At 61.1% G+C, this 26964-nt stretch carries 24 protein-coding genes and 2 pseudogenes; 10 read left to right on the top strand and 16 right to left on the bottom strand.

Annotated elements, in window-relative coordinates:
- Positions 1 to 76: 76 nt before the first annotated feature.
- The 7 genes from D3879_RS13955 to D3879_RS13925 all read right to left on the bottom strand — a co-directional run bounded on the left by D3879_RS13955 (position 77) and on the right by D3879_RS13925 (position 7922).
- Complete coding sequence (locus tag D3879_RS13955) at positions 77 to 1408, bottom strand: DUF58 domain-containing protein (RefSeq protein ID WP_119954807.1); 1332 nt, start codon at positions 1406 to 1408, stop codon at positions 77 to 79.
- A gap of 10 nt (positions 1409 to 1418) precedes the next feature.
- A complete protein-coding gene (locus D3879_RS13950; RefSeq protein WP_119954806.1) occupies positions 1419 to 2468 on the bottom strand; it encodes an AAA family ATPase in 1050 nt (349 codons plus the stop codon).
- Complete coding sequence (locus D3879_RS13945; protein WP_119954805.1) at positions 2465 to 3766, bottom strand: DUF4350 domain-containing protein; 1302 nt, start codon at positions 3764 to 3766, stop codon at positions 2465 to 2467. Before D3879_RS13945 ends, D3879_RS13950 begins: the two co-directional genes overlap by 4 nt.
- Positions 3763 to 5364 (bottom strand): DUF4129 domain-containing protein, encoded by a 1602-nt coding sequence (locus D3879_RS13940; protein WP_119954804.1) that lies wholly within the window; start codon positions 5362 to 5364, stop codon positions 3763 to 3765. Before D3879_RS13940 ends, D3879_RS13945 begins: the two co-directional genes overlap by 4 nt.
- On the bottom strand, positions 5351 to 6331 hold the full coding sequence (locus D3879_RS13935; RefSeq protein WP_119954803.1) for a stage II sporulation protein M: 981 nt from the start codon (positions 6329 to 6331) through the stop codon (positions 5351 to 5353). The genes D3879_RS13940 and D3879_RS13935 overlap by 14 nt, the downstream gene beginning before the upstream one ends.
- Entirely contained in the window at positions 6328 to 7059 is a 732-nt protein-coding gene (locus tag D3879_RS13930) for an RDD family protein (RefSeq protein WP_119954802.1), read from the bottom strand. Before D3879_RS13930 ends, D3879_RS13935 begins: the two co-directional genes overlap by 4 nt.
- Positions 7060 to 7154: 95 nt before the next feature.
- Complete coding sequence (locus D3879_RS13925; protein ID WP_119954801.1) at positions 7155 to 7922, bottom strand: DUF975 family protein; 768 nt, start codon at positions 7920 to 7922, stop codon at positions 7155 to 7157.
- A gap of 198 nt (positions 7923 to 8120) precedes the next feature.
- Here D3879_RS13925 and sbcB point away from each other — a divergent pair, with 198 nt between their 5' ends.
- Positions 8121 to 9551 (top strand): exodeoxyribonuclease I, encoded by a 1431-nt coding sequence (gene sbcB / locus D3879_RS13920; RefSeq protein WP_119954800.1) that lies wholly within the window; start codon positions 8121 to 8123, stop codon positions 9549 to 9551.
- Between the two features lie 114 nt (positions 9552 to 9665).
- Here the strand turns inward: sbcB and mvaT are convergent, their stop codons facing one another.
- Complete coding sequence (gene mvaT, locus D3879_RS13915; protein WP_119954799.1) at positions 9666 to 10040, bottom strand: histone-like nucleoid-structuring protein MvaT; 375 nt, start codon at positions 10038 to 10040, stop codon at positions 9666 to 9668.
- Positions 10041 to 10446: 406 nt separating this feature from the next.
- Here mvaT and purU point away from each other — a divergent pair, with 406 nt between their 5' ends.
- Both purU and D3879_RS13905 read left to right on the top strand, forming a co-directional pair.
- The gene (gene purU, locus D3879_RS13910) at positions 10447 to 11298 is read left to right on the top strand and encodes a formyltetrahydrofolate deformylase (protein ID WP_119954798.1); all 852 of its coding nucleotides are present in this window, start codon (positions 10447 to 10449) and stop codon (positions 11296 to 11298) included.
- A gap of 52 nt (positions 11299 to 11350) precedes the next feature.
- Complete coding sequence (locus tag D3879_RS13905; RefSeq protein ID WP_119954797.1) at positions 11351 to 11554, top strand: hypothetical protein; 204 nt, start codon at positions 11351 to 11353, stop codon at positions 11552 to 11554.
- Between the two features lie 5 nt (positions 11555 to 11559).
- Here D3879_RS13905 and D3879_RS13900 read toward each other — a convergent pair whose 3' ends face one another.
- The gene (locus tag D3879_RS13900; protein WP_119954796.1) at positions 11560 to 13437 is read right to left on the bottom strand and encodes a methyl-accepting chemotaxis protein; all 1878 of its coding nucleotides are present in this window, start codon (positions 13435 to 13437) and stop codon (positions 11560 to 11562) included.
- A 140-nt stretch (positions 13438 to 13577) separates the two neighbouring features.
- On the opposite strand from D3879_RS13900, the gene D3879_RS13895 reads away from it, so the two are divergent.
- On the top strand, positions 13578 to 15071 hold the full coding sequence (locus tag D3879_RS13895; protein ID WP_119954795.1) for a helicase HerA-like domain-containing protein: 1494 nt from the start codon (positions 13578 to 13580) through the stop codon (positions 15069 to 15071).
- A gap of 269 nt (positions 15072 to 15340) precedes the next feature.
- Here the strand turns inward: D3879_RS13895 and D3879_RS13890 are convergent, their stop codons facing one another.
- Positions 15341 to 15553, bottom strand: a complete 213-nt coding sequence (locus D3879_RS13890; protein ID WP_119954794.1) for a hypothetical protein — start codon at positions 15551 to 15553, stop codon at positions 15341 to 15343.
- A 471-nt stretch (positions 15554 to 16024) separates the two neighbouring features.
- Between D3879_RS13890 and D3879_RS28020 the strand changes: the two are divergent.
- Positions 16025 to 16120: pseudogene (locus D3879_RS28020) on the top strand (anti-virulence regulator CigR family protein); the annotation flags it as partial.
- 256 nt (positions 16121 to 16376) lie between these two features.
- Here the strand turns inward: D3879_RS28020 and D3879_RS13885 are convergent.
- Positions 16377 to 16682: pseudogene (locus tag D3879_RS13885) on the bottom strand (efflux RND transporter permease subunit); the annotation flags it as partial.
- Positions 16683 to 16781: 99 nt separating this feature from the next.
- Here D3879_RS13885 and D3879_RS26545 point away from each other — a divergent pair.
- The 5 genes from D3879_RS26545 (at position 16782) to D3879_RS13865 (ending at position 19181) form a co-directional block, all read left to right on the top strand.
- Positions 16782 to 17141 (top strand): hypothetical protein, encoded by a 360-nt coding sequence (locus D3879_RS26545; RefSeq protein WP_158592085.1) that lies wholly within the window; start codon positions 16782 to 16784, stop codon positions 17139 to 17141.
- A 121-nt stretch (positions 17142 to 17262) separates the two neighbouring features.
- Complete coding sequence (locus D3879_RS13880; RefSeq protein ID WP_119954793.1) at positions 17263 to 17709, top strand: DUF411 domain-containing protein; 447 nt, start codon at positions 17263 to 17265, stop codon at positions 17707 to 17709.
- Between the two features lie 76 nt (positions 17710 to 17785).
- Complete coding sequence (locus D3879_RS13875; protein WP_119954792.1) at positions 17786 to 18076, top strand: hypothetical protein; 291 nt, start codon at positions 17786 to 17788, stop codon at positions 18074 to 18076.
- Positions 18069 to 18347, top strand: coding sequence for a hypothetical protein (locus D3879_RS13870; protein WP_119954791.1), 279 nt, complete (start codon positions 18069 to 18071; stop codon positions 18345 to 18347). The genes D3879_RS13875 and D3879_RS13870 overlap by 8 nt, the downstream gene beginning before the upstream one ends.
- Positions 18348 to 18518: 171 nt before the next feature.
- Positions 18519 to 19181 carry a methyltransferase family protein gene (locus tag D3879_RS13865; RefSeq protein WP_119954790.1) on the top strand — a complete coding sequence of 221 codons (663 nt, stop codon included), beginning with the start codon at positions 18519 to 18521 and terminating at the stop codon, positions 19179 to 19181.
- A gap of 144 nt (positions 19182 to 19325) precedes the next feature.
- Here the strand turns inward: D3879_RS13865 and D3879_RS13860 are convergent, their stop codons facing one another.
- From D3879_RS13860 to D3879_RS13840, 5 genes are all read right to left on the bottom strand, one after another.
- Positions 19326 to 20222, bottom strand: coding sequence for a F510_1955 family glycosylhydrolase (locus D3879_RS13860; RefSeq protein ID WP_119954789.1), 897 nt, complete (start codon positions 20220 to 20222; stop codon positions 19326 to 19328).
- A 441-nt stretch (positions 20223 to 20663) separates the two neighbouring features.
- On the bottom strand, positions 20664 to 21026 hold the full coding sequence (locus D3879_RS13855) for a copper-binding protein (RefSeq protein WP_119954788.1): 363 nt from the start codon (positions 21024 to 21026) through the stop codon (positions 20664 to 20666).
- On the bottom strand, positions 21023 to 24181 hold the full coding sequence (locus tag D3879_RS13850) for an efflux RND transporter permease subunit (RefSeq protein ID WP_119954787.1): 3159 nt from the start codon (positions 24179 to 24181) through the stop codon (positions 21023 to 21025). The genes D3879_RS13855 and D3879_RS13850 overlap by 4 nt, the downstream gene beginning before the upstream one ends.
- Positions 24178 to 25662 carry an efflux RND transporter periplasmic adaptor subunit gene (locus D3879_RS13845; RefSeq protein ID WP_119954786.1) on the bottom strand — a complete coding sequence of 495 codons (1485 nt, stop codon included), beginning with the start codon at positions 25660 to 25662 and terminating at the stop codon, positions 24178 to 24180. The genes D3879_RS13850 and D3879_RS13845 overlap by 4 nt, the downstream gene beginning before the upstream one ends.
- On the bottom strand, positions 25659 to 26915 hold the full coding sequence (locus D3879_RS13840) for a TolC family protein (RefSeq protein WP_119954977.1): 1257 nt from the start codon (positions 26913 to 26915) through the stop codon (positions 25659 to 25661). Before D3879_RS13840 ends, D3879_RS13845 begins: the two co-directional genes overlap by 4 nt.
- Positions 26916 to 26964: the final 49 nt, after the last annotated feature.

The raw sequence follows: 26964 nt of genomic DNA, 5'->3' as shown, positions 1-26964 counted from the left end.
GACTAGCGGCGGTGGAAGCCCCTTCGGGGATTCCACCCTACTAATCTGTAGGCGGGCGTAGCGCTTCTATTCCAGATCAAAACACCCCAGCTTTCTTCCACGCGAGATAACGCCCGACCAGCTCTGGCCCGAGTTCGCTTGGCCGTGCATCCAGTACCGGCACCCCATGGGCGGCTAGCCGCTCGTGTAGGCCGGCGCGGGCATTCAGGTAATCCACGGTGCCGCAGTAGGCCAAGGCATCTTCGTAGCCTTGCACCGGCGCCTGGCGCAGCTTGTCGAGGACTTCTTCGCGCAGGCTGGTGAGCAGTACGCGATGCTGGCGCCCCAGGCGTTTGAGCGCACTGAGCAATTCCTCGTCGTCTTCGTCGCGCAGGTTGCTCACCAGTACGACGAGCGCGCGGCGGCGTTGGCGGGCGAGCAGGGCGTCCACCGCAGCGGCGAAGTCGGCCGGGCGCTGGCTGCTATCCAGGTCGTAGACGGCGTTGAGCAAAACGCTGAGCTGTGCCGGGCCTTTGACCGGCGGCAGGAAGCGCTGCTGGTCACCGGCAAAGGTCGCCAGCCCCACTGCATCGCCCTGGCGCAGGGCTACATAGCTGAGCAGCAGGCAGGCGTTGAGGGCGTGGTCGAAGTGCGAGAGATCGCCATCCTGGCTGCGCATCCGGCGACCGCAATCGAGCAGGAAGATGATTTGCTGGTCGCGTTCGTCCTGGTATTCACGGGCAATCGGGGTGCGTTTGCGTGCGGTGGCTTTCCAGTCGATCTGCCGCAGGGTGTCGCCGTCGCGGAACTCGCGCAGTTGATGGAATTCCAGCCCCAGGCCGCGGCGTGGGCGCTGGCGCACCCCGAGCCGACTGAGCCAGTCGTCCACCGCCATCAACTGGGCGCCATAGAGGCGGGCGAAGTCTGGATAGACGCGGGTCTCAGCGGCAAGTTCGAGGTAGCGTCGGCCCTGCCACAGGCGCAGCGGGCTGGGCAGGCGGAGCTCGCAGCGGGGAAAACTGTAGTGCCCGCGCACGAGCGGGCGCACACGGTAGCTGAATTGAGTCCGCTCGCCGGGGTGCAACTCGATGCGTTGCGGCAGGTGTTCGAACTCCATACCGGCGGGCACGTGGTCGAACACCTCCAGCGTTTGCGCCTGGCTGAAGCGGTGGTGGGCCGTCAGCTGGACATCGCCCCAACGGCCTAGCGACAGGTTGCCCGGTAATTGGCGTTCCAGGTGCGGTGAGGGCTGGCGGTGTAGCCAGACAGCATCGACCAGCGCAATCAGCGTCAGGGCGAGCAACAGGCCCCACCAGAGTGGCTGCAGAGTTGCGGGCAGCTTGACTCCCAGCGCCGATAAGGCGCCGAGCAAGATGGCTGCGCCGAGCAGGCCGCCGAGCAGCACTAACAGTGTGCGGGACGGTTTCATGCGGGACGTTTCATAGGCGTGGCGCTGCGACCTGATCAAGCAACTGCTGGAGCACCTGATCGACCGACAGTCCTTCGATATCCAGTTCCGGCGATAGCCGTATGCGGTGGCGCAACACGGCCAGGGCGCAGCCCTTGATATCGTCCGGGATCACGAAGTCGCCACCGCGCAACAGCGCCCGCGCACGGCCGCCACGCACCAGGGCGATCGAGGCGCGCGGTCCCGCGCCGATGGCCAGACCCGGCCAACTACGGGTGGCGCGGGCCAGGCGGACGGCGTAGTCGAGGACTTGCTCATCCAGCGGCAGCTCACTGGCGATCTTCTGCAGGGCCTGCACATCTTTGGCTTGCAGCAGGGTGCGTAGTGCCGTGACCTCGAGCATGTCGGCCTTGGATGAGCGGCTCACCTGCCGGACCATGCTCAGTTCCTCGTCGACCAACGGGTAGTCCATGCGCAGCTTGAGCATAAAGCGGTCGAGCTCGGCTTCCGGCAGTGGATAAGTACCTTCCTGCTCGATGGGATTCTGCGTGGCCAGCACCATGAAGGGTTGCGGCACCGGCAGCGCACGACCCTCCAGGGTCACCTGGCGCTCCTGCATGACTTCCAGCAGCGCCGCCTGGGTTTTCGCCGGGGCGCGGTTGATTTCATCGGCCAGCAGCAGGTTGGTGAATACCGGGCCCTTGCGCAGCTTGAACTGCTCGGACTGCAGGTCATACACGGCATGTCCGGTGACGTCGCTGGGCATCAGGTCGGGGGTGAACTGAATGCGCGAAAACTCGCCGCCGAAGCAGCGCGCCAGAGCACGTACCAGCAGGGTTTTGCCGAGCCCGGGCACGCCCTCGACCAGCACGTGGCCACCAGCGATCAGGGCGGTCAGCACATCGTCGATCACCGCACTCTGACCGATCACGGCCTTTTGCAGTTCCTGGCGCAGGGCTTGGGCCAGCTGGCTGGCGCGTTGCCGTTGCACTGCCGGATTGGCTGCAGGTGCCGCCGCCGGGTTGGCAGCCGCGCTTGCAGTGGTTTCTGTTATTGGCTGTTCGGGCGTCTGTTCGCTCATAGGGCATTCCTAAGGGTTTGCAGGTGGGCGACCTGGCGGGTGAAGTCGGTGGCGGAAAGGCGCTGCGGGGGCAGCGGGCGCATGGCTTGGCTGATGGCGCTGGTCGGCAGACGGGTCAGGCGAGCGAGAATCTGCCATTGCGCCGCGACATCGAGGCGTTCGAAACCGGGGTGACGGCGGCGTGCCTGACGCTGGATGTCGCGTTGCAGAGCTTGCAGCAGGCTCTGCTGGCCGCTGCAACGGCGGATAAAATCAGCACTGCCGCGCAGGTGCTCTGCCAATTGCCGACGTGCGCGGCTGGCCGGGGCTTGCAACGGCCCTTGGCGTAGGCCGACCGACCAGAGCGTCAGGGCGATGAGCAGCGCCAGCGCCACCAGCGCTTCGGGGAAGTTTCGCAGTAGCAGGCTGGCCAAGTCGTCGTGGTCGGCGCGGTAGAGCAAGGTGACGGCGCTGTCTTGGGTCAGATACCAGAGCAGCCAGGCGTTGTCGTAGTTGCCAATGTCGCGGTTTTGCCAGATCCAGCTGTCCGTCAGCACGGTGATCAGCCCGTCGCCGTGGTTGAGCTGGAGCATGTGGGTGGAGTCGCTGCTGTTGGCCCAGGCCTGAGCCTGATTCTTGGCATCGTAGAGGTGAAAGTCGGTATCGAAGCTGATGTACGCCGGAGCTTTCTCGTTCTCCAGGTACAGCTTGGTCAACTCCGGGTAGCGGTCCTCATCAACACTCTGCTCGTCTGTCGGGCTCGACTCATCTGCGTCAGGCGCCTGCTCGTTGCTGGGTGCCGAGGCCGCGTTGTCCTCCTCGCTTGCAGCGTTTTGGTCTGCCGGCGCTTGGGCACTGTCTGCGTCAGCCTCGCTGGTTTCTTCGTCTTCTTCGTCGAGGTCTTCTGTCAGGGACTGCTGGATTTCCAGGCGGTCAAGCAGCAGGTCGCCACTTTTACCTGCGTCCTCGTCCCACACGCGCTCGGCTACGAACAGCAGGTGACCGCCTTTGGCGGCCCACTCCAGTACGCGTTCGGCTTGCCGCGGAGTCATATGCTTACGCGCGCCGAGCAGCAGCAGTGTTTGCCCTTGGCTCGGCAAGGAGGGCAAAACCTCCAGGCCGTCGGTACGCTGCACGCTCAAGCCCCGGCTGCGGAGAAAGTGCTCAGCGGCCAGATAGGGATTGGCGGCAACTTCCGGTGCGGGCCCGTGTTTGATGGTGGTTTGGTAGGGCGATACGCGGCTGAGCAGATAGATGCCCAGCAGACCTAGGGCGAGGAACAGGCCGGCACCAAGGAAGAAGGACGTGCGCCGGCTCATGTGTGGGCACCCTGATGAAATAGCCGACGCCAACCTTCACAGAGACCGCGCTTGAGGTTTTCCGGTGGCAGTCGGTGGCCATAGGCGAGGTTCTGCCAGTGGCGCGTCAGCACCTGGGTGAAGCGGCTCAGCTCGGCCTGCTCTAGGCTTTGCACCAGTTGCTGGACTTCGCCTTCGGTGTGCGAGCCCTTTAGCGGCAGGCGGAAGTCGTGCAGCAGGTGACTGAGTAGCGCGCGATAGAGCAAGCCGAGCGCTTCGCGCGGCTGCTCTGCCCAGAGCCGTTCGGCTTCGCTGGCGACATCCTCGGGCAAACTTTCCGGCGCGACTTCCAGGCCAAACAACATGGCCGGCATGGCCGGTTGGCGCCGCTGCGGCGAAGCAAAACGGCCGGCGAAGGTGCTCAGCCAGTCGCGGTAGTGCCACCCCAGTAGTACCAACAAACTTATGACGCCCCCCCAGAGCAGCACTTTGAAGAGCAACGCGACCTTATCCATGCTGCTCCAGAACCCGAGCAGGTCGAGGACGTGCTTGATCAGCCTGGCCAGGCCTTGGCTGTCGGCCTCGCTCGGATCTTTCGGATTGCTTGCTTCAGCAAAGCGCCAGCGCGTCACGGTTTCGCGATTCTCAAAGGGCGGCTGGTCAAGCAGGGCGCCGATGCTGGCCTGCGCGGCTTTACTGGTCAGTGGTTGCTGCTGCAGGCGTTCGGCCTGTGGCCCCAGCGGGTCTTCGCTGGGCAGCGGGCAACTACTGATATTGGGCGGCGTAATGCTGGCCGGCGCAGCCCAGGCGGGGCTGGGTGATTGCAAAAATAGCAGGCCGGCGCCGAGCAGCAGGGCGTAGGCGACGCCAGTAAGGCGCTGGCGCAGGCGCCGGAAGGCCAGCTCGATATCCCAGGCTTCCAAAGCTGTGCGGCGGTTCAGGTAGAGGGTGAAACCGCAGGCGATGTAGACCGGTTCCCAGATGATCAGTAGCAACGCGTAGAGCAGGTTGGACAGGTGCTCCAGCCATCGCCACTCGCCGGAGCTGGCGTCGATCAGGCTCTGCCAGCTCCAGTCCAGTTCGATCTGCTGTGGCAGCAGCAGGTAGAACAGGGTGATCAGGCCCAGCCACAGGGCGCCCTCCAGGTGCATGCCGACGAGGGTCAGCCAGGTTGCGGCACCGGCGTCACGCTGGCCGAGGACGATCAGCCGCTGGCTGCGTGCTTGGCCAGAGAGGCCTTCGAGCTGTAGCACCGGCAAATCGAAGCTGCGGGTCAAGCTCAGACGGCGCCAGGTCAGGCTGGCCAGCAGTTGCGGCTTGAGCAAGCGCGGCCAGGCCTTGAGCGCTTGCTTGAGTGTCGGCGTATCGCCAAACAAGGCATGCGAAAGAATGTGCAGCGGCAGGCGTTCGTAGGCCGGTTTCAACAGCCAGAACAAGAACAGGGCCCAACTCGGGTAGTTCCACAGCAGCAGGCTGAGCAACGCGAACATCGGCAAGGTCACCAGCGCCCAGCTGGCCATCAGCAGGCTGGCATGGCGGCGCGCCAGGAGTACGCCCAGGTCCAGGGCCTCCCAGGCGCTCCGCGGGCGAATCACCACGCTGGCGTCAGTCAGACGCATGGGCAGCCCGTCCAGCGCAGACAAAATAGGCCAGTACCAGCAGCCACAGCCCGGCGCCGACTAGGTATTTGATTAGCGGCGTGGTGTGGGTCATGGATGACCAGTACGCCTCGATAAAGGCGGCGATCAACAGAAACAGGATCACCCCGCCGACCAGCTGAACGCTACGTCCTGCCGCCAAGCGTAAAGCTTCAGTACGGGTCGACCGGCCCGGCGCCAGTAACGCCCAACCGAGTTTGAGGCCAGCGGCACCGGACAACGCGATGCCGGTCAGCTCGAAGGCACTATGGCCGATGACGAAGGACCAGAAGGTCTGGTTATAGCCGATCTCAGTCAAGTGACCGGCCACGGCACCGATCATCAGGCCGTTGAACAGCAGGAAGAACAAACTGCCGAGGCCAAACAACAGGCCGCTGGCGAAGGTCTGAAAGGAGATGCCGATGTTGTTCATGATGTAGAAGCCGAACATCATCCAGTCGTCGCCGGAGTTGCGTTCGCCGAAACGACCAATGCGCGTGCTGTCGGGGTCGTACATGGATTCCATCGAGGCCACCTGTTCGGGGGCGATTACGCTGTAAACCAGATCGGGGAACAGATAAACCAGCAACCCCATGCCGATCAGGCTGCCGAAGAACAATAGGCTGGCGACCAGCACGCTACGCCATTCGGCGCGTACCAGACGGGGAAAGCCGCCGAGGACAAAACCAATCAACTGCGCACCGAGGTGGCTACGGTGCCGGTAAAACTGCTGATGGCCGCGCATGGCCAGTAGTTGCAGTTGATCGATAAGGTGGCTGCTATAGCCCCGCTCTTGGGCCAACGCCAACTGTTGGCAAAGATGTCGGTAGTCGGAGGCGAACCCTTGGCAGGTCTTGCTCTCGGCCTTGCCGCGTTCCAGCGCATCGAGCAGTTGGGTGAAGCGTTGCCAATCGGCCTGGTGGCGGCTTTCGAACAAGCTCTGTTTCATGTTGGTCCCACCAAGCCGCAGGCGATGCGGTTGATCTGCGCTTCAGCCTGCTCAGCGGGTACGGCTAGCGGTTCGGCGAGAATCGCCGCCAACTCGGTACGGCGGGCGCTGGAGAGTTCTGCCTGGCGCTCGGCAAAGCCCAGCAGCGCACGCTGTTCGCTGAGGCTCAAAGGGAAGGGCGCGCGCAAAGGTTCGGCGACCAGGAGTGGCGGGCGCTTTAGCGGGGCATCGCGATAGATCACCAAGGTTCCAGCGGCCAGATCGCCCAAGCGTTTGAAGGCCGGGTGATTGAGGCAACTGAGTATGCCCAGGGTGTAACCGAACGGCAGAATATCGACGAAGCGCAGCAGATTACGGGTCAGCGAAGCGGCCCAGCCGACCGGCGTGCCATCATCGTGAACGACGCGTAGGCCCATTAACTGTTTGCCCGGTGAGCGCCCCTGGTTGAGCACCTCGAACAGCACCATGTACCACCAAGTGACAAGAAACAGCAGGATCGTTCCGAGTCCCATGCCGAGTTGGCCGAGCAAGGCGAGGGTAGCGAACATCACCAGTAGCACCAGGCCGCGGATCGCCAGATCGATGGCGAAGGCGAGAGCACGCGGCACCAGGCCGGCGGGACGCAGAATGAGGTCGATACCTTCCGGGGTTTCCACCTGAAAGCGGGTGTCCAGCGTCACGCCGGTAGGCGTGCCAGTGTGGAACTTGGCGGCGGACGTGAGAGGCATCGGCGAACTGCGTCGAGGAAAGCCCGATGCTAGCGAGCACCAGGCGGGGAAGCAACCAACCGGGCCGTATTAACGGCCCAGAGCCTATGCGTGGCTTATTTGGCGGCTGGCAGCACGCCGAAGATGATGCGGTAGAGCGCGCCCATGCTGATCACGAACAGTGGGATGCTCCAGATCAGGCCGATCCCCAGCGGGATCATGCTCACCGCCATAATCAGGCCGAGCAGCAGGAGCAGGCCAAATACCTTGAACCAGTGTTGGCTGATGGCTTTGCGCGAGGCTTCCAGCGCCTGCCAGGGCGACAGGCCGCGCTCCACCACCAGCGGAATGGCGAGCATATAAGCCACACTCAGGTAAATACCTGGAATGACCAGAAGCAGCAGACCGACATACATCAGGATCATCATGATGAGGGCCGTGACGATCAGGGGCAGCGCTAGGCCGAAGTAGCTGAACATCTCGTTGAAATTCAGCGGCTGATCGGCGGCCCGGCGAATGCCCGTCATCATGATGCCGGCCAGGAAGGGGTAGGTGAGGGCCGAGCCGATGAGGCCAATCAGCAGTTGACTGACCACTAGGGTGGCGCCGCCGCCTTCTTCAGCTTCGAGGCCGACAAAGCCGAAGACCAAGCCGAGGATCGTAGTGATCACCAAGATGGCCACGTAATAGATGACAAAGCCGCCGAGGATGATGCCCTTGGTGCCTTTGGTGCGCTGCCAGGCCTCGCTGATCAGGTCACCGATATTGAAGTTGTAACCACGGCTTAAGGCTTCGGCGATGGTCGGCACCTGGCTGCCTACAGTTGGCTCTTGCAGGTTGCTGGCCGGAGCTGCATACGGATTTGGGGCGAGGGAGTCGCTCATGTTGGTCGTCCTTGTGATGAGGGGTGAACTTCCAGTCTCGACCATGCTAGCGGTACTGGCCAGTGGCCGACAAGACGCATGGTTAAAGGGATGGCGCGGCTGTGCGGGGTATCAAACTTTATGCTGCTGAACGCCTGCCCGGCGGCTTGATGACGGTGGATGCTAGACTGCCGCAGCCCTCCGTTTTAGGAATCGACTGTGACCTCGAGCATCTTCTGGTACGACTACGAAACTACTGGTATCGACCCGCGCAGTGATCGCCCGTTGCAGGTCGCCGGAATTCGCACGGATGAGGCGCTGAACGAAATCGGCGAACCGCTCAACCTCTATTGCCGGCCGAGCGACGACATCCTGCCGCACCCGGCGGCTTGCCTGATCACGGGGATCACCCCAAGCCGGCTCGCCGAGCAGGGCTTGGGCGAAGCGGAGTTCATGACGCGTGTGCATGCCGAATTATCCGCTCCGGGAACTTGCGGGGCGGGCTATAACAGCCTGCGCTTCGACGATGAAGTGACACGCTACAGCCTCTATCGCAATTTCTTCGAGCCGTACGCGCGTGAGTGGCAGGGCGGTAATAGCCGTTGGGATCTGATCGACGTGGTGCGTACCGCTTATGCGTTGCGGCCGGAAGGTATCGAATGGCCGCAAGAGGACGGCCGGGTCACGCTCAAACTGGAGCGTTTGACCGCCGCGAACGGGATTGACCACGGTCAGGCCCACGATGCGTTGTCCGATGTGCGCGCCACAATCGGGCTGGCGCGACTGATCCGCGCCAAGCAACCGAAACTCTATGATTACCTCTACCAACTGCGCAGCAAGCAGCGTGTGCTCGACCAGATCCGCTTGCTGCAGCCGCTGGTGCATATTTCCGGGCGCTTTGCGGCCGCCCGGCATTACTTGGCGGTGGTTCTGCCGCTGGCCTGGCATCCACGCAATCGCAATGCCCTGATCGTCTGCGATCTACAGGCTGATCCGGCGCCGTTGCTGGAGCAGGATGCCGACAGCCTGCGGCGGCTGCTGTACACCCGGCGGGAGCAGTTGGCGGAAGGTGAGTTGCCGGTATCGCTGAAGTTGTTGCATGTCAATCGCTGTCCGGTTCTGGCGCCGTTGAGTGTGCTACGTGACGGTGATCGACAGCGTTTACAAATCGATATGGGAGAGTGTGAGGCGCGCGCTGCATTGCTGCGTGAGGCGCAGCCGGTTTGGAAGGATAAGTTGGTAGCACTCTATAACGCGGATGAGTTTGCGCCGAGCCAAGATCCAGAACAGCAGTTATATGACGGCTTTCTTGGTGATCGCGATCGCCGTTTGTGTGAGCAAGTGCGCTGCGCCGAGCCGCAACGGTTAGCCCGGGAAGACTGGCCGTTCGATGACGGGCGCCTGCCGGAGTTGTTGTTTCGTTACCGGGCGCGCAACTTTCCGGAAACTTTGTCGGAGCCTGAGCAAAAACGTTGGCGAGAATTCTGTCAGCGGCGTCTGAGTGCGCCGGAATGGGGCGCACCTAATACCTTGATGAGTTTTGATGCGGCGCTGGCGCAAGCGCTGGATAACTCATCGGCTACGCAGCAATTGCTGTTGGGCGAGTGGCGTGAGTATGCACTGCAACTGCGGCAGCGCTACGGCATATAACTAGCGCTCTTGTGCTGCGTGTCAGCGCTAGAGATGTAATCGCCAGGCAATAAAAAACGCCAGAAGTGCTGGCGTTTTTTATTGCGTACTGGAATTAGGCGCGCAGTGCAGTGCTTAGTCGAGCAGAGTGGCCCAGCCTTCTACTACCGCGGCACCCCACTTGGCTTTCCACTCTTTCAGCGTCTTGTGGTTGCCACCTTTGGTTTCGATCACTTCGCCAGTGTTCGGGTTTTTGTACTGCTTGACCTTGCGCGCGCGCTTGGTGCCGGTAGCTTTAGTCGCGCGCGGTAATTTGCTCGTTTTAGCGTCCGGGTCAAGCATGGCAATGATGTCACGCAGGGACTTCTGGTACTCACCCATCAGCGTGCGGAGTTTACCTTCGAACTCGAGTTCTTTTTTCAGCTTGTCGTCTTGCGACAGGTTTTTCAGGCGCTCTTGGAGTTCCTTGATGGCTTCTTCTGTAGCGCGGTACTCATTGATCAGCGACATGTGCTTTACCTTGAATCGAGAGGGGTGGCAGTGGCTTAGTGTTAGTAATAATAGTCAGGCACTTTCTGCAAGTAAACATGTTTGAAAAGTTTTGCGCCAATTATTCCGACGATGTTCTAGCTGCGACCTGTATTCAGCCCGCTAAATCGGCTTGGAGCCATTTGCTGAATTAAATACGGCCTTCATCAAGTGGACATATATGCTGAGCAAAACCCTAGCGCGGGCATGGATTATGGCTCGGCTGCGGGTGTTTGGCGTTTATCGGGCACGTGCTCAGTCGAACCTTGAATTGATTGATTGCGCTGTCTGTGGCCTTCTCCGTCTTTGCCCGAGCTCGCGGATTACTGAAGTTTTCCTGGGCTGTGGCTAGAATGGCCGCCTTTGTGAAGTTTCTGGAGTTTCCCGCATGCGCACTTTTCGGCTGGTAATCGCCTGCCCCGACGGCGTCGGTATCGTCGCCAAGGTCAGTAATTTTCTGGCCACCTACAACGGGTGGATCACTGAAGCGAGCCACCATTCGGACAATCAAAGTGGCTGGTTCTTTATGCGCCATGAGATTCGTGCGGACTCCTTGCCCTTTGATCTCGAGGGGTTTCGGCAGGCCTTCGCGCCGATTGCTCGCGAGTTCTCTATGGAGTGGCGGATCACTGACTCGGCCCAAAAGAAGCGCGTCGTGTTGATGGCTAGCCGTGAGTCGCACTGCCTGGCCGATTTGCTGCACCGCTGGCATAGCGATGAGTTGGAATGTGAAATTCCCTGCGTCATCTCCAACCATAACGATTTGCGCAGTATGGTCGAGTGGCACGGCATTCCTTATTACCATGTGCCGGTCGAGCCGAAGAACAAAGAGCCGGCGTTCGCCGAAGTGTCGCGCTTAGTGCAGGAGCTGCAAGCCGATGCCGTAGTGCTTGCCCGCTATATGCAAATCCTCCCGCCGGAGTTGTGCCGCGAGTTCGCTCACCGGGTAATCAATATCCATCACAGTTTCCTGCCGTCGTTCATTGGCGCGAAGCCTTACCACCAAGCCTCGCTGCGCGGGGTAAAGTTGATCGGTGCGACTTCTCACTACGTTACCGAAGAACTCGATGCCGGCCCGATCATTGAGCAGGATGTGGTGCGTGTGAGCCATCGCGACAGCGTCGAGGAAATGGTTCGGCTGGGTAAGGATGTCGAGAAGATGGTGCTGGCCCGTGGCCTGCGTTATCACCTGGAAGACCGCGTGCTGGTGCATGACAACAAGACCGTGGTGTTCGACTGATCGACGGGCGTAGAGAGCTTGAGTTGGTCGATATCGGCCCAAGAGGCAAGCCATGACTGATCCACTTGAGCGTGCCACCTCAAACCCGCCGCCGACCTTGGGCGAGGGCTGCCTGAGCCGTTACGACCCTGAGGCAATGAGCGAGGAAACCGGCACCGATTTTCCCGATGCTGCCGAGCTTTGGAATGAGTTGAACCGATCCGCACCGATTTCAACTCCTACGCACGTAATCCCCGCGAAAGCGGGGACCCAGTAAAAGCGTTAGATGCGGAAGCTGTCCACCAGCTGTTTCAGGCGCGAGGCTTGCTGCTCCAGATCGCCACAGGCGCGCAGGGTCGCCTGGAGGTTTTCCACACCCTCTTGATTAAGGGTGTTGATCTCGGTGATGTCCATGTTGAGTGATTCAACGACTGAGGTTTGTTCCTCGGTAGCAGTCGCCACTGACTGATTCATGCCGTCGATCTCGCCAATACGGTGAGTCACGCTGCTCAGGCGTTCACCGGCCTGGTTGGCAATCTCCACGCTTTCCTCGCTATAACGCTGGCTCTCGGTCATGGTGGTAACCGATTCGCGGGAGCCGACTTGCAACTCCTCGATCATTTTCTGGATTTCCTGTGCCGATTCCTGGGTGCGGTGGGCCAGGTTACGCACTTCATCCGCCACCACGGCAAAGCCGCGGCCTGCTTCGCCGGCTCGCGCCGCCTCGATTGCCGCGTTGAGGGCCAGGAGGTTGGTCTGCTGGGAGATGCTTTTGATCACTTCGAGGATTTGTCCGATGTCCACGGTCTTGCCGTTCAGCGTCTCGATATTGGTGCAGGAGACGCTGATCTTGCCGGACAGTTCGTTCATTGCTTGGATGGTCTTCTCCACCACTTGGCGACCATCCTCGGCCAGCAGGCGAGCGTCGGAGGCCTGGTTCGACGCATCGGCGGCGTTGCGCGCAATCTCCTGGGCGGCAGCGCCGAGTTCGTTGATCGCCGCGGCAACGCTGTTGGTGCGGCTGGCTTGCTCGTCGGAGTTGAGCATCGACGAGTTGGAGGCATTGACTACCAATTTGGCCACTTCGTTGACCTGCGCCGTGGCCGAGGAGACCTCGCGAATCGACGAGTGAATCCGTTCAACAAAGTGGTTAAAGGAGCTGGCCAGTGCGCCGAACTCATCCTGGGACTGGATAGCCAGGCGCTTGGTCAGGTCACCTTCGCCTTGCGCGATGTCCTGCATGGTTTTGCCCATCACGTGTAGCGGCTGCATCAATACGCGGATCAGCATGCCGAGCAGGAAGATAATGATCGCCACGGCGATAAGGGTGGCGATGATGGCCGAGGTACGAAACTCGCTGAGCATCGAGTAGGCCTTGGCCTTGTCGATGGACAGACCGATGTACCAGTTCACTGAAGGCAGGCCCTTGATCGGGGCGAAGGTGAGGATGCGGGTCTCGCCGTTCTGCTCGGTCTCGCTGAGCTCGGAGCTGATCCGTGGCGTGTCCTTGGGGAACACGTCCTTCAAGCTTTTCATCACCAGGCTCTTGTCCGGGTGCACCAGGATTTTGCCGTCAGCGCTGGCTAGGAAGGCATAGCCCAGGCCGTTGAAGTCCAGCGAGTTGATGATCTGCACCAGGGTCTGCAGGCTCAGGTCGCCGCCGACTACGCCAGCAGATTTGGCGGGGGTCGCGATGGTGATGATCAGCTCGCTGGTGGCGGCGTCGATATAGGGTTCGGTCAGCGTCGAGCCGCCGGCACTCATGGCGTCCTTGTACCAAGGCCGACTGCGGGGGTCGTAGCCATCCGGCATGGCGCTGTCCGGGCGCATGGTAAAACTGCCGTCCGCGCTGCCCAGGTAGGTGAAGGCGAAGGTCGAGGTCAGCGCTTTCTGCTCGAGCAGGCGGCTTACATGGTCCGGTGCGTTGTCACTGGCGATCGACTGGGCCGCGCTTTCCACCAGCAGGATGCGCCCGGACAGCCAGTTCTGGATATTGCCCGCGGTGACGTCACCCATCTCGTGCAGGTAGTTTCCCAGGTCGTCACGGATCGCATTGCGCTGCAGGTAGTCGTTATACAAGGTGAATAGCGAAAAGGCGGCGATGACCACCAGGGAGGCAGCGATCAGGATCTTGTGGCTGAATTTCAAGCTTTTTGTCATGGTTTTCTTGCGTCCAGGAAGGTCAGGCTCCAGTCTTAATCCGCTGCTTGCCGCCAAGGCGGAAGCATCCTGCTGGACGCAGCGGGGTCGCCTCCTGTGTCGGCAGCAACCCCACAAAGCTTTAACCCAGGGAGGGCAAGATGCCCGTAGCTAACCAATTCGTTCTCGGAGCTGATCCCTCCGGTCAGCCTGTCGGCCAGGCACTGCGCCTGGCCAACCGCCATGGCCTGATCGCGGGCGCCACCGGCACCGGTAAAACGGTGACCTTGCAGCGCCTGGTCGAGACCTTCAGTGATGCCGGGGTGGCGGTGTTCGCCGCGGATATCAAAGGCGACCTCTGCGGTCTCGGCGCCGTCGGCAATCCGCAGGGCAAGGTGGCGGAGCGTATCGCCGGGATGCCTTGGCTCAATCACCGCCCGCAGGCTTATCCGCTGACTCTGTGGGATATCCATGGGCAAAGCGGCCATCCGCTGCGCACCACGTTGAGTGAGATGGGCCCGCTGCTGCTGAGCAATCTGCTGGAACTCACCGACAGTCAGCAGGCCGCGCTGTATGCCACGTTTCAGGTGGCGGATCGCGAAGGTTTGTTGCTGCTCGATCTGAAAGACCTGAAGGCCCTGCTCAACCACCTGAAAGATCATCCCGAATTGCTTGGTGAGGATGGCGCGTTATTCACCGGCGGCTCAAGCCAGGCGCTTTTGCGTCGTCTGGCGACCCTTGAGCAGCAGGGCGCCGAAGCCTTGTTCGGTGAGCCGGCTTTGCAGTTGGAAGATATTCTCCAACCTGATGCCGATGGCCGTGGGCGTATTCATTTGATGGATGCCAGCCGGTTGGTACATGAGGCGCCAAAGGTTTACGCGACTTTCCTGTTGTGGCTGCTGGCCGAACTGTTCGAGCAACTGCCTGAGCGCGGTGATACGGATAAGCCGGTGTTGGCGCTGTTCTTCGACGAAGCACACCTGCTTTTTGCTGGCACGCCGAAGGCGTTGCAGGAGCGCTTGGAGCAAGTGGTACGACTGATCCGCTCGAAAGGCGTCGGCGTCTATTTCGTGACTCAATCGCCGAGTGACTTGCCAGACGATGTGCTGGCGCAGCTCGGTTTGCGCATTCAGCATGGTTTGCGCGCCTTTACGGCCAAAGAGCAGAAGTCCTTGCGTGCGGTAGCCGATGGTTTCCGGGCCAATCCGGCATTCGATACGCTGACGGTACTCACCGAGCTAGGCATTGGCGAAGCGTTGGTCAGCACCATGGAAGAGAAGGGTACGCCGGCGATGGTGCAGCGGGTGGCCATCGCACCGCCGCAGTCACGCATCGGCCCGCTCAGTGAGGCTGAGCGCGTGGCCTTGGTCCGGCAGTCGCCACAAGCCGGGCGCTACGATAAGCCGATTGATCGTGAGTCCGCTTACGAGCTGCTGGCGGCGCGCGCGGCATTGCCTGAAGAAGCGGTGCCGGCGCCTACTGCACAAGGTAAAAGCAGCGCGTCGGAAGGTGGGCTGGGCGGCATGGCCGGCGATCTGCTTGGCAGCCTGGCCGGGCAAATGATGAAGACGGCCGTACGCCAAGCCGCCAACCAATTAGGTCGACAGCTGGTGCGTGGGTTGATGGGCTCGCTTTTGGGCGGCAAGCGTCGTTAAGACCGTTCGGCCATGACCGTATGACGGATCGTAGGGTGGAATCCCCATAGGGGCTTCCACCGCGAACCGCGTGATTGCCAAGCGTCGGTTTTGAATGAACCCCTCGCTCTGTGCGGGCTGTTCGTTTTTCACGGAACGGTGGATTACGCCGCTGCGCGGCTAATCCACCCTACGAGCCTGTCTGACTTTGGCGGATGCTCCGAGCGAGTCGCCATACCCGCGAAGATCGCTGTGGCAAGTTGGGCGAACTTTCACAGGCGCTCTAATCGTTAGTCGTTTGGCTCATCGATTTTGGCTTGTTGGTCTTTTTCGATTTTCTGCAGCTCTTTCTCAAAGGCTTGATCGAGAAGGCTGGCTTTCTTGCGCCAGGGCTTGCGCTCAGGATCCGGCTGGGCGGCGTAGGTAATGACTTCCCCGCCGTAAACTTCCTTGTAACGCTGCGCCTGGCGCTCGAGTTCGGCGCGCAGTTCGTCTTTCGTCACGTAGTTTCCCGTTGGTCTTAAAGTGTTCTGGCAGTGCGTGAGGCGTGCAGCCTCACTGCTTTAGCTACCAAGAGCAGGGCTGTTGTCATGCCCTGTTTATCGTTATTCGAGCGAGCGAAGGGAAGCGTGTCCATAGCCTTCGCTCCGCAATGAGATCAGTCACATATATTAAACATAGTTGCTGATTTTATTTGTAGCTATATGTAGCTTTTCACGTTCGATTATAGCGAGGACACCAAAAAAATCTATCTCTCAGGCGTTCTCGCTGTGATCTTGATCATTACATTGTTGACGTCAACGCAAAGTAAATTCGGCAGAGCTTAGCGCCGCAACCAACAGCGCGGCCACTTAGCAGCACGCGCCTTTGCACAGACTTTCGGCGCTGAGGGTAGGGTGTTTCGGCGCACCCGTAGGGTTGGCGGGGCATGTTGAGTGAGTTGTCGATGAGTCTACGGCTACAACTTTGTAGGTGACGGTTATGAATGGCAGCAAATCGGTCGTGATGTAATCCGGATAGCTATCGCCACTGGGAGCATCTACGAAGTGTTGAACGATATCCTGGGCTGAGTATTTGTGTTGGGTGGTCGACTTTCATGGGGTGATTTTCCGGCCAGCTTTCCAGGCTCGGCGCTTCTAGCTGTGAAGCAAACAATATTGATTCAGCATTTACGAGAATGGGTGCATGCGCTTTTGCTTGGGAATGGAAGTCTTGTTTGAGGGGGGCGGTCATACTGAAAACCGTTGTCGCGGCTGGGAGCGAATGAATATAAGGAGGTATTTACTGTTTTTGACTTGGAAGATGTCCTTGAAGACAGGGGTTTTTCCAGGCGGTAATCAGGTAGAGCAGCATGATCACACCGAACTCGGCGGCCACCCCGGCCAACGCGATAAAGCCGACGCCGGTGGCCACCGACAGGTTGAAGTCCAGCAGGTAGAGGAACCACGCCCCGCCGGTCAGGGCGAACGGTAGCGTGGCCATGATCAAACAGGCCTCGTCGAAGCGGGCGAAGGTCAGGTAGAGCAGCACGAAGATGATCAGCAGGGTGGCTGGCACCACCAGCTTGAGCCGCGCGTTGGCCCGTTCGAGAAACTCGAACTGCCCCGAATAGCTCAGACTCATGGCCGGCTGGTCTTCACTTGCTGAAAGGTCTTGCTCCGACTGTGACACGGGCGGGCTTTTGCGCTAGCCTCAAAGGGTGCTCTTCCAGAGTTGAGGGAGCGATGTGTTGTGATGGCGCGAAGGCAGTATAAAACGCTGATCAAGTTGCTAATGGTGCTGCTGCTGTTTTTCGTGGCGGCACAGGGCGAGGTCTTGATGTTTAAATCCGAACCTTCGAGCGTTTCCCTCAATTGCGCGGCGGCGCAGAGCATGCAGATCGACTCTCATCAGGCCGATGCCTGCCCGGACATCCAGAGCCAAATCGCTTGTTCGATAAGCTGTGCCACTCCCTATGCGGGGCCTATCGCTCACCCTGCCGAGCCCTCGCTTACCCTAGCCTCTGCGCAGAACTACTGCTACATGCCCATCCGCGGCCGCATGGCGGTTGCTCCCGATCCTTTCCCACCCAAGATCGCCAGTCTGTCCTGATCAGGTCCTGAATATGCTCGCTTGTTCTTCCGGCTAATGCAGTCAAGAGAACATCGAGATACAAGCATGGCTCCTGCAACTAAGACGTCTGTCGTCAAGGGAAAAGCATTGGGTATTTACCATGAACAAATCATTCACGTTTTTGGGTGGGATGTTGTTGGCATTCGCATCCCTGGCGATGCCGGTCGCCCATGCTGCTCCTGAAGAAGCCGTTCTTTATAAGAATCCAAGCTGCAAGTGCTGCGATAAATATGCGGAGTACCTGCGCGAAGGTGGCTTCAAGGTGTCGGTCATCGCGGATTCTGCACAGTTTCAGCGCGTCAACAAGGCGTCCGGCGTCCCTCCCTCTTTGGCAGGCTGCCATGCCTTGACGATAGATGGCTACGTCGTGGGCGGCCACGTCCCGCTTGCGGCCGTCAACAAGTTGCTGACGGAGCGCCCAGCAATTCGCGGTATCACCCTGGCAGGTATGCCCGCCGGCTCGCCCGGCATGAGCGGCACCCAACAGAAACCGTTCGAAATCTACGCCTTTGACGGAGCTAAAGCCTGGCTCTACATGACCCAGTAGGTATGTGCTGGCCTCTAGCTCTGTGACTGGAATATGGAAGGCAATAAATGCCTGAATAAACTTTGAGGGATACACCATGATCAAGAACATGACGCTGTACCTAAAAGGCCTATTGCAACGTCACCCGCTGCTTGCAGGGTTAGCCGTTGCAATAGCGTTCACCTTGCTCTTTAACCTCCACAGCCTGTTTGCAGCAGCCACTCTGCCTGTTCTGCTTTCTATTCTGCCCTGCCTATTGATGATCGGGCTCTGCATGAAAAACATGGGTGGAGAAACCGCCTGCGAGCAAAAAACTCCGGATCAGCCGTTAGTTGCACGGAGCCTGTCAGAAACCAAGGTCGTTGACCAGGAGAGCCGCCATGCGTAACTCCATTAGCCACACCGCTGTACTCACCGCCCTTATAACTCTTGGAGCAGTCTCCACGGGTTTTGCCGAGCAGTCTAAGAACACTGCTCAGGGCAGTTCCGACATGATGAAGGGGGAGGACATGCAAATGATGGAAGGCAGTAAAATGCCGATGATGGACATGATGCAGGAGATGTCCTCGATGATGAAAAATTGCAATGCAATGATGGAGAACATGAACAAGCACATGGGCAAGGAGGCCCCTCAAGGCGACAGTAAGATGGCGCAATAGAGGCCGGATCTCTTGTCGCCCGTCTCTGTGCCCTCAGGTAGGGGGGCATGAGAAATAAGCTCTGGGTAGCGAAACCGTACTAACGGTGTCGCTACCCAGAAGCTTCCATGTTGGTTCCAGGTCTCGGCGCTAAATGCCGATCCTCTGCTGATATCTAGAAGGAGCCTGACCATGGACGACTTTGCCATGCACTATGGACACTGGGGTTGGGTGCTGGTCGCGGTGCTGATCGCATCCTGGCTACTCTATCGCTTCGTCGCCCCACGCAGTTGGCGTGAGTGGATGGGCGCCGGCTTGGTACAAGCGTTCATCATCGCGTTATACGCCGAGATGTACGGCTTCCCTTTAACTATTTATCTGCTGACCGGTTTTCTGGGTATCGATCTTCCGCTGACGGGCTTCTCCGGCCATCTCTGGGCAACCCTCCTGGGCTACGGCAGCACTGGGGCCATGCTGGAAATGCTGTTGGGTGGAGTATTTATCCTTGTTGGTCTGGTGCTGTTGATCCGCGGTTGGGTCCAGGTCTACCGCGCCAGTCTGGAGGGCCGGCTGGCCACACAGGGGGTCTACGGGCTGGTCCGGCACCCGCAATATACAGGGATCATGCTGGCCGTCTTCGGGCAAATCGTGCACTGGCCGACGGTCATCACGTTGCTGTTGTTCCCGGTAATTATCTTCGCCTATGTTCGCCTGGCCAGGCGGGAAGAATCGGCGTTGGCCGAGCGCTTCGGCGAGGCCTATCAGGCCTATCGGCAGAGCGTGCCGAAGTTCTTTCCGCGCCTGCAGGACTGGCGTGGGTTTCTCCGATCACTGCTCTTCGCACATCAGGATTAGTCTGGTGGCGCCGAAGCACTTTTCCTTGCCCCGGATGGCCTGAGGCGGAACATGACTGTCACACGTGACGCGTATTTCCTATCCGCTTGATGCTTCACTTAGACCATTGAGAATGCCTCGGGGCGGGCTGCTCCCTGCCTTTGCTCATTCCAAGGGTTGGCCTGCCTGTGCGATCGCTTTCCAGGTCTTGCCCTCGTCATGCGACAGGTAGATGTCGCGCTGGAACGTCGCCATTGCCCACTCCTGCGGCTTGGCAGGATTCTGCGCGAGGTAGGAGACGGCATCCTGGTCCAATGTTGGCACACTGAGCGAGGTGACTTGGAGTGTCTTCAAATCCAGCTTTGATAGCTGTGCCGCGTTGCTGTAGCTGCCAAACCATAAGCTCTTGCCGTCAAGACTGAAGGTAGCGCTCAGTACCTGTGCGTTCTGGATGATCGGCTGGAAATCGTTTCCGGAGTCGGACGATAGGTACAGCCCGTTGTTGGTCGCCACCGCGACCATCTGGCTATTGGTCGGGTGCACCGCCAGGGCGGTTGGAGCCTCACTCACCCCCGACGCTGAAGCGCGCTGCCAGTTGGCACCGTCGTTCAGGCTGTAGTAGAGGCCGGCGGTGCTCATCCGCGAGTTCGGGCGGGTGTTGTACAGGTAGAGGGCTGCGCTGTCGAAACCGCTGGCCAACAGGTGAAAGTCCGACTCGCCTTCCAGGCCGAGCTTCTGCCAGGTGCGCCCGCCATCGCTGCTCTTGATCAGGCCGAACGGGTTGCTGAGACCGCTGCCACGGGCCGGGTGACCGCTGCTATAGATCGCCTGGCGGGTCACAGAAAAACCCATGTAGTCGTGTTCCGGTCCGGCTGCCTTGCTCCAGCGACCATCGCTGTAGACGGCCAGCCCGTGGTGGCTGGGAATGGATAACTTCTGGCCATCCGGGCTGAACGCCAGCCCGTGCACGTGCGTCAGGGTAACCGTCGAGGCGCTACAGGCGGCGAGGATGGTCAACAACCCGCCCAGGATCGCGCTGCATAGAGTCTGTGTCAGATTCATCGTCAGTTCTCCATGATCGTTCGATAAGGCGGGCTGCCGGGCATGTCGTCTGTAGTCGGCTGGAGGCTGTTGGTGGCCTCATCCAGTAGTGGCGATGCTAGGTGCCCAAGACCAAACGGTTTTCTGCGGATATACCCGCTCGCGAACTGGGCAAACCATGGATACATGCCAATGCCTATTTCGTGTTTATTTCAAGCTAGCAACGTAATCACTGCGGAACTCAGTGCAGTGGGCGCACCCATAAAAATGGCGCCTTATTCAGGGGCCTAGGGCCAACCTCCAAACCAAAGGAGCAAAACAAGAGGTTGGCAGAATAATCAGCTCACCAACGTGCGGGCAGCCATAGCAACAGGTCCTCCAGCGGTTAACTCTGTCTATGAACTGCGAGATGGCTGGCTCGACATCAAGGCGTGAGCGTCGAGCCAGCCATCCATAGCGCTGTTACTGCACTGCTTTAATGGACACGATCGAGGCGTTCATGCCTTCGGCACGAAACTCGAACTCCACTCGATCACCCACCTTCAGTTCCGCCAGTTGCTTCGCAGTTGCGCTGAAGCCCATGGTCATGGCTGGCCACTGCAAGACCGGGACGGCGCCATGTGCGAGGGTGATGATGCTCTTCTTGGTGTCGATGGCCTTGACCGTGCCCTCGGCCTTGGCGATGGGCGCCTGCTTCACGTCCTGCTTCATCTGCATACCCTCCATGGGCATGTCGTTCATCTTCATGCCCGGCATGTCCTCGGCGAGGACGGGAAGGGATAGCGAGACCATTGCGCTTGTAACGGCGATCAGGGTTTTCTTCATACGGTTTTTCCTTGACGGTTGGCGGATACAGCGGGGAGGTGCCGACGGCGCATCAAGCGGTAGGCCGCCGGAATGACGAACAGGGAAAGCAAGGGCGCGGTGACCATGCCACCGACCATGGGCGCGGCGATCCGGCTCATCACCTCGCTGCCGGTACCGCTGTCCAAGAGGATCGGTAGCAGGCCGGCGATGATCACCGCCACCGTCATGGCCTTGGGCCGCACGCGCTGTACGGCACCTTCACGAATCGCTGCGACCAGTCCACGCTCAGTGTTGTCACCGGTGTCTTCACGTTCGGCCCAGGCGTTCTTCAGGTAGAGCAGCATGATCACGCCGAACTCGGCAGCGACCCCGGCCAACGCGATGAAACCGACGCCGGTGGCCACCGACAGGTTGAAGTCCAGCAGGTAGAGGAACCATGCCCCGCCGGTCAGAGCGAACGGCAGCGTGGCCATGATCAAACAGGCCTCGTCGAAGCGGGCGAAGGTCAGGTAGAGCAGCACGAAGATGATCAGCAGGGTCGCCGGCACCACCAGCTTGAGCCGCGCGTTGGCCCGTTCGAGAAACTCGAACTGCCCCGAGTAGCTCAGGCTCATGCCCGGCTGCAGCTTGACCTGCTCGCCGACGGCTCGACGCAGGTCGGCGACCACCGAGGCGATATCCCGGCCACGCACGTCGATATACACCCAGCCGGAAGGCCGCGCGTTCTCGCTCTTGAGCATGGGCGGCCCATCGTTGACCTTGATCCTGGCCACCATGCCCAGGGTGATCTGGCCTCCCTGCGGGGTGTAGATCGGCAGTTGCTCCAGGGCACCGAGCGAGTCGCGCCACTCACGGGGATAGCGCACGTTGATCGGGAAGCGCGCCAGCCCTTCGATGGTCTCCCCGACATTTTCGCCACCGATGGCGCTGGCCACGATCGATTGCACATCGGCGATATTCAGCCCGTAACGGGCGGCAGCCTGGCGGTCGATGTCCACATCGATGTAGCGCCCGCCAGTCAGGCGCTCGGCCAGGGCCGAACTCACGCCCGGAACGGTCTTGGCCGCGCGCTCGACTGCCTGGGTGACCTGGTCGATCTCCGTCAGGTTGGTACCGGCGACCTTCACCCCGATCGGGCTCTTGATCCCGGTGGCGAGCATGTCGATGCGGTTGCGGATCGGCGGTATCCAGATATTGGTCAGCCCCGGCACCTTGACCACCCGATCCAGTTCCTCCACCAGCTTCTCCTGGGTCAAGCCGGGTCGCCATTGCTCGCGCGGTTTGAACTGGATGGTGGTTTCGAACATCTCCAGCGGCGCCGGGTCGGTGGCGGTTTCGGCGCGTCCGGCTTTGCCGAACACATGCTCGACTTCCGGTACCGTCTTGATCAGGCGGTCGGTCTGCTGCAGCAACTGCGCCGCTTTCTGTGCCGACAAACCCGGCAAGGCCGAAGGCATGTAGAGCAGGTCGCCCTCATCCAGCGGCGGGAGGAACTCGCCGCCCAGCCGCGAGATTGGCCACAGCGCACTGAGAAAGACCAACATTGCCACCAGCAGGGTGACCTTGGGGCGACGCAGCACCGCATCGAGGGCCGGTTGGTAGATCCTGATCAACCAACGGTTCAGCGGGTTCTGTTCTTCATTGGGAATCCGTCCGCGAATCCAGTAGCCCATCAGCACCGGCACCAGGGTCACCGAGAGGCCGGCCGCCGCCGCCATGGCATAGGTCTTGGTGAAGGCCAGCGGGCCGAACAGGCGGCCCTCCTGGGCTTCCAGGGTGAACACCGGGATAAACGACAGGGTGATGATCAGCAGGCAGAAGAACAGCGCCGGACCGACTTCAGCCGCGGCTTCGGTCATCACATGCCAGTGATGCTCGCCCTCCAATTCTTCCCCGGGGTGGGCCGCGTGCCAGGCCTCGACCTTCTTGTGGGCGTTCTCGATCATCACCACCGCGGCATCGACCATGGCGCCGATGGCGATGGCGATTCCGCCAAGGGACATGATGTTGGCGTTGATCCCTTGATAGCGCATGACGATGAACGCGATGAGTATGCCAACCGGCAGCGAGATGATCGCCACCAGGGATGAACGCAAATGCCAGAGGAAGACCGCGCAGACCAGGGCGACAACGATGAACTCCTCGAGCAGCTTGTGGCTGAGGTTTTCCACGGCGCGGTCGATCAGCTTGCTGCGGTCGTAGGTGGTGACGATTTCCACCCCGGCCGGCAGGCTGCTCTTCAGTTCGTCGAGCTTGGCCTTGACCGCGGCAATGGTTTCGCGGGCGTTCTTGCCGCTGCGCAGAATCACCACGCCGCCGACCGTCTCGCCTTCGCCGTCGAGTTCGGTGATGCCGCGGCGCATCTCCGGTCCCTGCTGGATAGTCGCCACGTCGCCGAGAGTCACCGGCACGCCGCCGGCACCGAGCTTGAGTGGAATCGCGCGGAAGTCATTCAACGTCTTCAGGTAGCCGGAAGCGCGCACCATGAACTCGGCCTCCGCCATCTCCAGCACGGCACCACCGGTTTCCTGGTTGGCCCGGCCTATGGCCTCTATCACTTCGGCCTGGGTGATGCCCAGGCCGGCCAGCCTGAGCGGATCGAGCAGCACTTGGTACTGCTTGACCATGCCGCCGACGGTCGCCACTTCCGCGACATTCGCCAGGGTCTTCAACTCGAACTTGAGGAACCAGTCTTGCAGTGCGCGCAGTTGCGCCAGGTCGTGCCCGCCGCTGCGATCCACCAGAGCGTACTGGTAGATCCAGCCGACCCCGGTGGCATCCGGCCCCAGGGCCGGCTTGGCGCTGGCCGGCAGGCGACTTTGGATCTGGCTGAGGTACTCCAGCACCCGCGAGCGAGCCCAATAGAGGTCGGTGCCATCCTCGAAGATGACATAGACGAAGCTGTCGCCGAAGAAGGAGAAGCCGCGTACGGTCTTCGCCCCCGGCACCGAGAGCATGGTGGTGGCCAGCGGATAGGTGACCTGATTCTCGACGATCTGCGGCGCCTGGCCGGGATAGGGGGTGCGAATGATCACCTGGACATCGGAGAGGTCCGGCAGCGCATCGATGGGGGTGCTCTGCACCGACCAGACACCCCAGGCCGTTACGAACAGCGTGGCCAGCAACACCAGGAAGCGGTTGGCCACCGACCAGCGAATCAGGGCGGCGATCATGGCTGGCCTCCGAGCTTCTGCAGGCGCTCAATCAACAGCCCATCGTCGGTTTGGCGCACCGCCACACGTACCTTGTCACCCACCTTGAACCCCTGCGTCAGGGCGGGGTCGGCTAGCGGGAAGGTCATGGTCATGCCAGGCATGCCCAGCGTCTTGAACGGACCATGGGCGAGGGTCACGCCCTGGTTAGTGATCTCGACGATTTGCCCCTCGGCCTCATGCAGGACGGGGGCTGCTGTGGCAGGTTCCGGCATTTGCGCAGTACTCGCGACTATGCCCTTGAGGCTGGCCTCGGAATCGAGCAGGAATTGTCCGGAGGCGACCACCTGCTGGCCTTCCTCGAGACCTTGCAGCACCACCGTCTTGCCTTCGTTTTCGCGTCCGAGCTGTACTTCGACCGGGCGGTAGCGCCCACCGTCTTCGGCGAGCATCACCAGGGCACGCCGGCCGGTGCGGATGACCGCCTCGCTCGGCACCCACAACAGGCTTTGTTCAGTCGACCGGTTCAGGCGCACCTGCGCGGTCAAGCCTGGCCGCAGGCGGCCGTCGGGGTTGGGCAGTTCGACACGCACGCGAACCGTGCGGCTGTCCGGATTCGTCTCAGGCAGAACGGCGCTGACCGTGCCGCCGAGCACTTCCCCTGGGAAGGCCGGCAGACGTGCCTCGACCGCCTGGCCAACGGCAATCGCTCCAACCTCGGCCTCCGGAACGGCCACCGCGAGCCAGACGCTACTCAAGCCGTTGACGCGGGCCAGGGTGTCGCCAGCCGCCACGGTCATCCCCGCACGCACATCCAGCTCCTGCAACACACCGCCAATCGGGCTGGTGAGGGTCAGGGTTGGCTGGGTCTTGCCGCTGCGTTCCACCTGGGCAATCAGCGCCGCCGGCATGCCGGTGAGGCGCAGGCGTTGGCGTGCCGCCGCCAGCAAACCGGCGTCGCCATTGCGCTTGAGCGCGAGGAACTCCTCCTGGGCAGCGGCCCATTCCGGCACCAACAGGTCGGCCAGCGGCGCATTGGCCGTCAGCAGATCGCCGGGCGCACGGGCATAGACGCGCTCGACAAAGCCAGCGGTACGCGCCTGCACCACTGCGATATCCCGTTCGTTGAACGCCAATACGCCGACCACCTCCAGGCTGCTGGCGAGGGCCCCGCGGGTGACCGGGGCCAGGCGCACGCCGAGATTCTGGGTCAGGCTGGGGTCGATGCTGATGGCCGCGCTGTCCGCTGCCGCATCGGCGTATTGGGGTACCAGTTGCATATCCATGAAGGGCGATTTGCCCGGCTTGTCGAACTTTTGCTGCGGGTACATCGGGTCGTACCAATAGAGCACCGGGCGTTCGTCCGTCGCCGTTGCCGCCAATTCGGCAGCCATCTGCGGCATGCCGCTCGGGCGCTGCAGGGCGAACCAGTAGCCGCCGGCAATGCCGAGGGCGACCGACAAGCCGGCCAGCAAGGCGCCTTGCCAGATTCGCGCAGTCATTGGTGATTCTCCCCGTAAGTGAAATACAGGCGGGCGCTGGTCAGGGCTCGCAGCTCTTCAAAGTCGATATGTTTGAGGCGCGCCTCGATCAGTTCGCGCCGGGCGGCGATGACGGGCGCCAAGTCGCCTTTGCCGGCGCGGTAGCTAGCCATGGTCAGCTCCACCTTTTCCTTGGCCAGGGGCAACAGGCTGTCCTGGCTGCGGCGCACGGCGCGGTTCAGGCGCTGGTATTCGGCAAGATCATCTTCCAGCTGCTGGGCATGCTCGCGGGCGAGGACTTCGCGCTCGGCCGCAAGCGCGTTCAGCTCGGCATGTTTGGCGGCGATTTTGGGGTTCTGCCGGGAGCCGGGAAATAGCGGTAAATCGAAGCTGAGCTGCACGCTCATCATGTCGCCGAACTCACGGCCGCGGCGCTGGTAGTCGAGTTCCCAGCTCCAGTCGGACTTCTTCTCCGCCACCGCCTCGTGCACCTTGGCTTGCGCCTCGCGGGTCATCGGTTCGTAGGCCGTCAGCGCGGGGTGGTGTTGCAGCTTATGGGCATAACCTGAGGCATCGATGGGCCACTCCGGCAAGCTGCCGGCCAGCGGCTCATCGGCGGCCGGGCCGATCCAGCGCCGCAGGGCTGCACGGGCCTGCGCGCGCAAGCGGATCAGTTCGTCCTCTTGCTCCGCCAATAGGGCCGCCTCCTGCTTCGGCGTCACGGCATCGGCGGCCTGTGCACGGCCGCCGGCGATCTGTGCGCGGACGGCATCGCCGAGCAGGCGATTCTCGCGAAAGAAATCCTGGAACAGCGCCTGTTTGCGCTCCACCGAGTAGCTGCTGATCCAGGCTAGAGCGGCGGCCTGACGGACGTTGAGGCGCTCGACCCGGCTTTCGGCCGTGGCTCGATCAACGGCCGCCTCGGCAACCTCGATGCGCGCCCGGCGCTTGTCACGGTTGGGCACCTCTTGCATGACCCCGACCATCTGCATGGTCATGAAGTCCTGATCAATGCTCCAGCGATCGGGACCACCGATGGGGTAGTTCTGCACGCCCAGCAGTAACTTCGGATCGGGTAATTCGCCGGCCGGGATGGCAGCGCTATTGGCCGCCTCCAGTTTGGCCGCCTGGGCAGTCAACGAGGGGGCATTGTCTTCGGCCAGCCGCAAGGCTTCATCGAGTGTCAGGGGGTCGGCCAGGCTCGGCAATGCCAGCACGGTTGCCACCAGGGCAGCCACGACGGGCCACCCGGTGCAATAGCGTTTGGAGTTCATGTTCTGGATTCCTGTAATGATCTGCTGCGCGCCGCTCGGACGCGCGTGC

The organism is Pseudomonas cavernicola, assembly GCF_003596405.1.
Lineage (GTDB): Bacteria > Pseudomonadota > Gammaproteobacteria > Pseudomonadales > Pseudomonadaceae > Aquipseudomonas > Aquipseudomonas cavernicola.
This window is presented reverse-complemented; position numbering and strand designations above follow the sequence as displayed.